The sequence below is a fragment of the Serratia sp. T13T92 genome (assembly GCF_047530105.1).
Classification (GTDB): domain Bacteria; phylum Pseudomonadota; class Gammaproteobacteria; order Enterobacterales; family Enterobacteriaceae; genus Chania; species Chania fonticola.
Genome location: NZ_JBLJAK010000081.1, coordinates 1 through 8,476, shown reverse-complemented (window position 1 = coordinate 8,476; position 8,476 = coordinate 1). Strand labels below are relative to the sequence as shown.

Sequence of the window (8,476 nt, the reverse complement as noted above, 5' to 3'; positions counted from 1 at the left end):
GCCGCAGAAGTGCTTCCATCCATTGCTGTCTTTCCATTCGATGATGTCCATTAATTTGAAGAATGATGGACATTAATTTTCAACGGAAAGGAATATTTCTACCAGACGTCGCAGATGGGACACTTACGATGGGTAACCATTCCCCTCTGCATCTCACCTGACCGCCAACTTGAAATTCATTTGCACGCGTCACAATGCTGCCGCTCTCGTTCAACATGGCCCGTTCGTAGCTCAAGCGATTACGGTAGTGTGCCCAGCGTTGATAGCGGCAAATCGTCCTGTCATGCCAAGAGATCGCAATGTTACGGGCCTGTTCAGCCGTGATAATTTCCTCCTGTATCGCTGTATACAGGTTCATATAGCCTTCATACTGACTTTTTTCACTTGGTCGCGGGTACTTATCCAGGCTAAAACAGGCCGCAATACGTTCTTTACTGCTGATCACCAAGGCCATTTTTGAATCCAGAACATCGGATCGCCACAGCTTGAGCATTTTCTCAGCGTTCTCGATCGCTTTTTCTGCCTTACGCAAATCGGCTTCGATTTTTTTAATCCGACGATAGCGCACGGCTGGCAGTTCTTTATATTTGGCGTGGGCCAAGGACGCCGCCGCCCTGTCTTGCCAATACTCCGACCGATCAAACAGCATGACGGCCTTTTGCATACCGTTTTCGATTTTTGCGGCATGCCTGCGCGCTTTGCGCTCGCTATGATGGCCAACCAGGATCGGCTGCCCAAAGGGAACCGCCGATGCCAGCTTATCGACCGCCGTTAAAACCTGGCTGGATTCTGCCGCGCGTTTTTCGCTATAACCGCTGAAACGTTCGGCGCGTTCGCTCTGACGGTCGAACAACGTGCTATCTTCGTCCTCGATGTCACCGGCAAGACTCAACAAGACATCTTCCCGGCCCGGCGTCCACGCTGGAGCCACGAAGAAACGCTGTTTAGGTGCCCATTTGAAACCCGCCTTGCTCACTGTCGCGTAGGTTTCATCATCGAGACGATGGAGAGGATACAGGCGCAATTTATTATCATCCGGGGAATAGGTCGCCCGATATTCATTGCTGTTGAATTCATGAGATGCCTCTGTAGGCTTCGCTGTCGCGCCCTGGACGTTTTGTTGTGACATGTTTTGAATCTCCTTATGTGGTTAAAGTGATGCTTCTGTGAGTATTCGCCGTCGCAAATTGGCCCTGACCACAATCAGGAGCGCTGGCAAGGCCGCCGCAGGCGTTCATACCAGCCTTGCCAGAAGGAGCGATGGAGTGTGGTCAACTGCCTAGCGACGGTCGGAATTACTCACGGAAACTCACCCCACAGCTGAGGGTGAAACAGGGCACAATGCGGAACGGCACAGCAGCAGCGAAAGCCGTTACGCGCTTCTGAGCGACGGCAGCAGTATCGCCGTCGTGGTGAATGCGCTGGCCAGTGGCCAGCTGCAGGGGTTGGTGTTGGACAGCAGACCCAAGCCTTCAGGCACGAAACCCGCCTCAAGCGGGGTTCGGCGAAGCTTGACCGGCATGTTTTGGCCGGGTTAGCTGAGTGGGCTGACGACCTGGCTACGCCAGGGAGCCGAAGGTGGCGCCAAGAAACACCCCGCGAACACGATTGGCCCTCTGCGTCACCGACAATGTCCTTCACGACATACGGTAGTTATCCACATTAAGGGTGCATATCCGGCGTGTAACCCTGTGAATAACCTCGCGACCACGCGTCTTAAGCCACCGTTCATATCCATCGATGCACTGCCGGCAAAGCAGCAAATCATCTGCAGCCGCAGTTTTGGTGAACGCGTCACGCAGCTGCAGGACATGCGCCAGGCAGTCTGCCAATATGCAGAACGTGCAGCGGAAAAGTTGCGCCAGGAACGGCAGTATTGCCGTCACGTCAGCGTATTCGTACGCACCAGTCCCTATGCCAACGACCCGTATTATGGCAACAACGCCAACCAGGTGTTGATGTTGGCCAGCCAGGACACGCGGGATATCGTTGCTGCAGCGATGAAAGCTCTCGACCAGATTTGGCGCGACGGCTATCGGTACCAAAAAGCGGGGATCATGCTCAACGATTTCTGTAGCCGCCCCGGGCAGATCGACATGTTCGATGAAACGCCCCCGCGTGCGAATAGTGATAACCTGATGAAGGTTGTCGATCGGATTAATACCACAGGATTGGGTAAGATATGGTTTGGGGGTCAGGGGATAGACAAAGGATGGAAAATGAAACGCGAGATGCTCTCCCCTGCCTATACGACGCGATGGACGGATCTCCCGAGGGCAATCATTAAATGACCTATAGCAAGGAAGTGCTGGCACTCTATGGAATTGTTAAGTGTGGTCCTCAATTTGGCACGCATGGCGAACGCAGTTGCCTGTTTGAAATACCGCTCGCTACTGGGCGCAAGGCCTGGATGAGTCAGGACCTATCACAGCGCTCAGACTACTGGCTTGTGCTTGTCGAAAAACGGCCCTTCCTGCAGGCCTGGGCACGCGCTCACCAAGAACGTCACCTGGCAGTCGGCGATGAGTCTATCTGGCGCCAAGATAGAAAATTTGCTGACGCTGAAGACGGATTTTCTCATGGGAGGGAAAACCCGGTGCCGCTGGCAGAATGTGGGGGGGATTACGTGGTTGAAAAAGGTCTTCCAGCTCTCAGGCTGAGTATCGACAGTGGTATTACCCGGACAATCTGGCTTATGGCCAATGGTGTGGAACGGTTTCCCATCAAGGTTTCGACGGCCAAGACTGCGCAACTGATCCACCGTGGCGCTGGCGATAAATCTACGCGCCCTCTGTCCCTTGCAGCGCTCTATGATGTTGTTTTATATCAATGAAAAATATGTAACTTTCCCACAACGCTTACACGTGCCTTTCAATTTACACTTTGCAGTTATGGCAGTATTCACATACAATATGTCTAAGGATGCAGCAGACTGGCAGTTTTGAATATCTGATACTACGAATCTCGATATTGAAGCTTCCAGACATCCCGCTACCAGCGCAAGCTGGTCAGGCCAAGTCCGGTAAAGGCGATTCTGAATACCAGAGAAGTTCTCTGGCGAAACCCACCTTAAGGTGGGTTTTGTTATTTCAGGGGTGCGGTAAGCGTTTACCGGTCATGAGATTATGCGCGATGACATAAAACCCCACCTTCCCACCGCCTGGCATTGTGGCCACCGGATACGCACTGGTCACATGCAACCTGAGTTTCTTGTTTTCCCGGAATACCCTGAACGGGACATGATAAAAACAACTTTCCCCCGCGTCGTTCAACGCTTCCACGACAGCATAGCTGCCATGCCCCGCATGCACGATCCTCTGCCGGTCCAGAGATAGCACGACATCCCTGAGATAACGTTTTGCCAGTCCATAGCGCACTCTGCAGAACGGCCTGGATTCACGAGGGGAATCGTACATCAGCGCCCTTTTCTCATCCTCGCTCTGCCCTGGGTATTCTTTGCAAAAGCAGTGAAATGAATAAGAGACGATGAATTTATATACCCTATCTTCCTTGCCCTCACTGCGGTGCGTATAGGTTACGGCATGGGCGTCCAGAAATGACAGGTCCCAGGACATACCCTCTGGATCAGTGAAAGGGCGCCACTTTTTCACCTCTTCGATATTCACGCTCGACAATCTCCCTATGTGACCATTTCTGACGGCCAGTGATCTGGCTGATAAAGTTATGCTAACACACCAGATTTAGGTGACAGAATCGTACCCCGGCCAATTTCTGGCCGGGATAATAAAACTTACATTAATAAAATCGTGACTGGAGTGATTTTACTCGGGGCGATTTTGCTTGTTCCTGGCACCAGGCTTCAGTTTTCGGGAAGAGAGAAATTTTACGGCGTAGGGCATGCAGGCGTTCATTTTCGGGATCAACACCATGCAGGGGAGTAAAGTCAGGGGTCAGGATGCACAACACGCAGGCTGCAAAGCCCTCAATCCGTTTTTCTGCGGCTTCCAACTGTACGGTAACCAGATTGCGAGTCAGTCGGTCAATTTCCGCTGGTTCATCGCTATTACGAATACCTTCACCCACGATAGTGTTGTAACAGCGATAGAGTTCAGGTTCAGAACCCTCAGACGAGAATACCGGACCATAAGGGCGGCGTTGCAGGTATTGCTCAAAGGTTAACTCAATCACCTCTAAAGCAAGCTGTTTATCAATGCGGGGAGCATCTGCCTTGAAAAAAAGAGATTGTGCTAATTGATGACCTGCATAAATCTCTCCCAACTGATGGATGCCCGATAACGCCATAATTCCCCGCCAGGTTTTTACGGGTTCCTCGGAGTTGATCCAACGGGTGGCCACAATACCGACCTCGAGAACGAGCATCTCCCAAGCCCCTGATGTTCGAATTGAAGCGGGAAGACTTTCTTCATCGGCCAAGAGACGTAGGGCGATAGCCTGGTAAACGAATTTTTGCTCTGGCACCTCATTGGCAAAAAGTCCCTCATACACATCGCGGAAAACTTCCGCCAGACGACCTTCTGATTTAGCCTGGTCAATATAATGGAAGTTAGCTGCATATTTGTCTTCCGCTATGGTGAGAGGTTGTACTAACTCAACCAGATACTGACATTGAACCAGGAGATTATCAGGAGCCAGGAAGCCAGTTTCAACAGCATGGCGCTTGATAAATACATCCAGCCTGTCAGCCTGAACCTTGCGCCGGTCGCGTACCAGGTTCCAGGATAATCCTTCATCCACGACAAGCGCTAATGGCGTAACTTCATCAAGCCTTTCCACGCCAAGCATGGCGGTCAACAAATCCGTATAACCAGACTGCTGTCCCTGGACGTGATAGGTATCATGAAAGGCTTGTCGAAAGGATTCGATGGCTGAAACGCAGGGGAAATTTTTGAGCGCTGATTTAAGACGTTCGGTTGCCTCACGGGCGAGCTTGCGGTCAACAGTTTGAGAAGAAAGGGCTTTAGAGTTAGAAGTGGTGTTCATGGGTCAATCCTCAAGTAATAGCGTCCAAAACACTAAAATTAGTGTTGTTCATGGACCCGGAGTCGTCTGACCCCCTTGAGGTTGGGTAGTAGCCTTATCTTATTACCTTATCGTTGCAACAGTGTGTTGTCAATCCGGCGAATTAACATATGAAGTATGTCGTCCTAGCGCAGCGCCTAAATCAACGTCAGTAGAACGAAACCCTTGCTGGCCGATACAAAGGGTGACAGTGGCAAGCCATAACAACGTTCGTCTTATTACAAACTGCGGTATACAACCCGGCACGAAGCCGGGTTTACCAGGAGTTTCTTCATAGCAACGACTTCAGTTTCTTTCTGGCCACATCCAACTTGGCACTTTCATCAGGCTTTGGTACCGGCATTGCTACAGAATTCTGCAGGTTAAGTGCAGCCAAAACATCTTGGATCTCTGCCTGTGATGGCTTCCAGCCTGTGACGTTTGCCATTAGCCTGATCACCATGTCCGGTGTTAGCGACTCCGTGAACAAGGCAGTCAACAGCCCAGGCAGTCGCTCATCAAGTTGATGGAGTGCCAGCCCAGAAATCAGCGCATTTCGATAAAGTTCGCCGCGTTTTTTCCGTGGTACAGAATCGATTTGGCTGAAAGCCATACTGTCTGGCCGTTCCTCCGGATGCAGATAGAGAGAGAGCTTTTTCCTTCCCTCTATATCATCGGGTTCCATGCTTACTCTCCTTTAAACTGAGCGATAGCTTTAACCAAGGCAGTCTGTGGTTCATCCATCAGCACCACTTTGTCACCCAAGTGTTGCCATGCTGCGCGAATTGCAGATGCAATAAGAGGCGCACCGCCGCCTACAATATATACCCTGTTTACATTCCGGAACTGTGTCAAATCATCCACGACGCGCTCTCCCAGTTTGTGGATCGCCGTGTTGATGGTATCCAGCACCAGAGATTGCTTGCTTTCATCATTGACGACCTGGCTGATAAACGCAGGATCTTCTCGCCGCTTGATCAACTCATCAGCAATCATTGGGCTAGTGTCGCTACTTGCCATTTTCAGCGCCGTCAGCGTGGCATTAGTCACCATGGATACACCGATTTTAGAGTTACCATGCACTGCAGATACATCATCGAATTGCCCGACAATCACCCCTACATCAAGCGTGGTGCCACCAAGATCAATCACTAACGACTTTTCGAACTCGCCGACGTTATCACTCACCAATCGAGTGAAGACAGCCGGTAGTGATTCGGGCATAACGTCTACCGTGGTGATCGTAAAGGCATCGCCTTTATTCAAACTAACGGAGCGCAGGAGGTTTTTCACTTTCCGCTCGATGTTCAACTCATTCTTTTGACAATCTGCGGTATAGAACTCACTGATGGGTAGCGTGACCGTCAGAGAGATCTCCTGGGGAGAAAGACCGCTGTTGAGAAGAGCATGATGGACAGCCAGCACATTGGAATCGGTATACTGGTATTCAATATGCGTTGTACTGATAGCCTCCTCACTGACGGGGTCATAAGTATATTTATGGCCGTCCAAGGTGTAGTTGTACGTTTTACGGCTGCCGAGACCATCCACTTTCCAACCATTACGGAAGGAGTTTACTGATACCGACGTTTTGAGATCGCCAGCATCGAGCCAAGCCAGTTTTACGTTAGTTGAACCATCGTCACAGAAAATCTTCATGCACATCTCCGTTAGCACTCAATGTGAGTATTTATCCCGAATTTAACAACACTCAAATTGAGTAACAATGCTGCTATTTTTCATATAAATACTCAGAACGAGTATTTATACCTTCTTTTTACTTACTCAACTTGAGTATCATACCATAAATCTTGCCGCAAGATAGCTGCAAGATTGCAGCAAGATAAAAAAGATAAAATAATTGCAGCAAGATAGCTGCAATCAATTTTAGCGATTCAATTTTTCTTTTAACGCTTCCAGAGCATCCTCCATAACTTCAACAAGCTTTAGCCCCTCACGTTCTGCAATGAGGCGTATCTCTTGGTCAAACTCCGGTGTAACCCGAGTAGCAAACGCCAATGTGCGGTTTGTTTTCCTGGCTGAGCGTCCATCACGACGATATGTCGCTGCAGGCATTGATATACTGGGTGAAGAGTCTTCATTGCGAACAGGCTCAGGTAACGTTGCAATCACTGCAGGTGAAACGTCCACCGGTGCCGGTGCTATTTCAGGTGACATAAGGCTGGTTGCCGCTTCGTCAGGTGTAGGAGGAGTCCCCAGGCCCCCTCGTTTCTTAAGTCTAGAAACATTGGCCATCGCTATTACTCTCCTATTTTATCTATCAGCGCCTGGATCAGTTTGTCAGCGCGTCCATTAAGGCTTTTAAATCGAGTTTCGGTTACCGTCAATCCGGCGTTCTGCGCCTGGCGGTAAGCGGGCTTTTCCTGCAGGCAACCGTCCAAGGTTTCATATCCCGCTTCCTGGATGAACGCCCGCGCATCAGCTTCTTCAGAATCGGTACCTATCCTGCACAGCGAGAAGACCAGTTTAGCACGCGGGATCCCCCCTTTAACGAGTCCGTGGAACACTTTGATGGCAGGTACCAGGTCATCGAGGGATGCCCCAGTAGGCTGCACAATCAGATCAGCCACTTTCGCAATTTCCAGCGTGCCTTTGCTTGCTCTTGCCGGGCCATCGATGATCAACAGGTCAAAGCCTTCAGCTGCGGCGATCGCCTGTTCTGACGTCGAAAAGACTTCAACAGATGCAGCAGGCTGTAAGTTTGCAGCCAGCCTTCTTCGGTGCCAATCAGCAGATGTGGCTTGTTCTGTATCCAAATCAGCTATTTTGGTTTTTATGCCTCCTTCTGTTGCCTCGCGTGCAAGAGCTCTTGCCTGGGTGCTCTTACCTACCCCTCCTTTTTGTGACACGAACCCAACTATCCAAGCCATATAACCTCCAATATCTTGCTGCAAGATTGCTGCAATATGATGATTATATAATCTATTCATAATCTTGCAACACAATAAAATCTAGCTGCAAGATTGCAGCCAGATAGCAGCTAACTAGCAGCTAACTAGCAGCAATCTTATGCATAAATCTCTATATTTTCAGTGTATTACAAGTTTAACCTTACAAGAAAAGGATCAGGCTAAATGAAACATTTTAAATCTAGCTGCAATCTCGCAGATAGATAGCAGCTAGATTTTTAAAGGAGTGACCCATTAATTGATTTAGCGTCAGGGATGGAGCCCGAAGGGCGGAGACAGGTTTACCTGGCTCCGTTCACGAGAGCCCGCCCGGACGCCCGAAGTAAGTTATGATCCAAGGTGATCATGACGCAATATCATCGATACAACAGACGAGTCAAAGGGAAGAACATAAAGACGCGCATCAGGCGAAAGAGGAAAAACAGCGCCGCAGGCGCTGTCAGACTGATGACGAACCCCATTATTTTGATGGGGTTCGTTGTTTTTAGCGACCGTAGGTCGCGATCGCGATATTTTCCCACCACACTGCTTTTCGCTTTTTCTGAGTGCCTCTATGGGGCTCCTGT

The 8,476-nt window shown here is 50.0% G+C and carries 8 protein-coding genes and 2 pseudogenes; 2 read left to right on the top strand and 8 right to left on the bottom strand.

Translation table 11 applies throughout. The annotated features are described in order from the left end of the window. Window positions 1–118: 118 nt before the first annotated feature. Window positions 119–1,129 (bottom strand): annotated as a pseudogene (locus ACMV5I_RS28745) (DUF3560 domain-containing protein); the annotation flags it as partial. A gap of 610 nt (window positions 1,130–1,739) precedes the next feature. Here ACMV5I_RS28745 and ACMV5I_RS28740 point away from each other — a divergent pair. Both ACMV5I_RS28740 and ACMV5I_RS28735 read left to right on the top strand, forming a co-directional pair. Next, window positions 1,740–2,291, top strand: a pseudogene (locus ACMV5I_RS28740) (DUF4113 domain-containing protein); the annotation flags it as partial. Further along, the gene (locus ACMV5I_RS28735) at window positions 2,288–2,833 is read left to right on the top strand and encodes a plasmid fertility inhibition factor family protein (protein WP_414825892.1); all 546 of its coding nucleotides are present in this window, start codon (window positions 2,288–2,290) and stop codon (window positions 2,831–2,833) included. The pseudogene ACMV5I_RS28740 and the gene ACMV5I_RS28735, both read left to right, overlap by 4 nt. Before the next feature lie 256 nt (window positions 2,834–3,089). Here the strand turns inward: ACMV5I_RS28735 and ACMV5I_RS28730 are convergent, their stop codons facing one another. From ACMV5I_RS28730 to ACMV5I_RS28700, 7 genes are all read right to left on the bottom strand, one after another. After that, a complete protein-coding gene (locus tag ACMV5I_RS28730; RefSeq protein ID WP_414825891.1) occupies window positions 3,090–3,626 on the bottom strand; it encodes a stationary phase growth adaptation protein in 537 nt (178 codons plus the stop codon). A gap of 130 nt (window positions 3,627–3,756) precedes the next feature. Then, a complete protein-coding gene (locus ACMV5I_RS28725; protein ID WP_414825890.1) occupies window positions 3,757–4,962 on the bottom strand; it encodes a hypothetical protein in 1,206 nt (401 codons plus the stop codon). Window positions 4,963–5,272: 310 nt separating this feature from the next. After that, entirely contained in the window at window positions 5,273–5,665 is a 393-nt protein-coding gene (locus ACMV5I_RS28720) for a plasmid partitioning/stability family protein (protein ID WP_414825889.1), read from the bottom strand. Window positions 5,666–5,667: 2 nt separating this feature from the next. Further along, entirely contained in the window at window positions 5,668–6,639 is a 972-nt protein-coding gene (parM, locus tag ACMV5I_RS28715) for a plasmid segregation protein ParM domain-containing protein (protein ID WP_414825888.1), read from the bottom strand. 228 nt (window positions 6,640–6,867) lie between these two features. After that, the gene (locus ACMV5I_RS28710; RefSeq protein WP_414825887.1) at window positions 6,868–7,236 is read right to left on the bottom strand and encodes a hypothetical protein; all 369 of its coding nucleotides are present in this window, start codon (window positions 7,234–7,236) and stop codon (window positions 6,868–6,870) included. A 5-nt stretch (window positions 7,237–7,241) separates the two neighbouring features. Then, window positions 7,242–7,871 (bottom strand): division plane positioning ATPase MipZ, encoded by a 630-nt coding sequence (locus ACMV5I_RS28705; protein WP_414825886.1) that lies wholly within the window; start codon window positions 7,869–7,871, stop codon window positions 7,242–7,244. A gap of 366 nt (window positions 7,872–8,237) precedes the next feature. Next, the coding region (locus ACMV5I_RS28700) for a hypothetical protein (protein ID WP_414825885.1) at window positions 8,238–8,476 on the bottom strand (239 nt) is incomplete at its 5' end.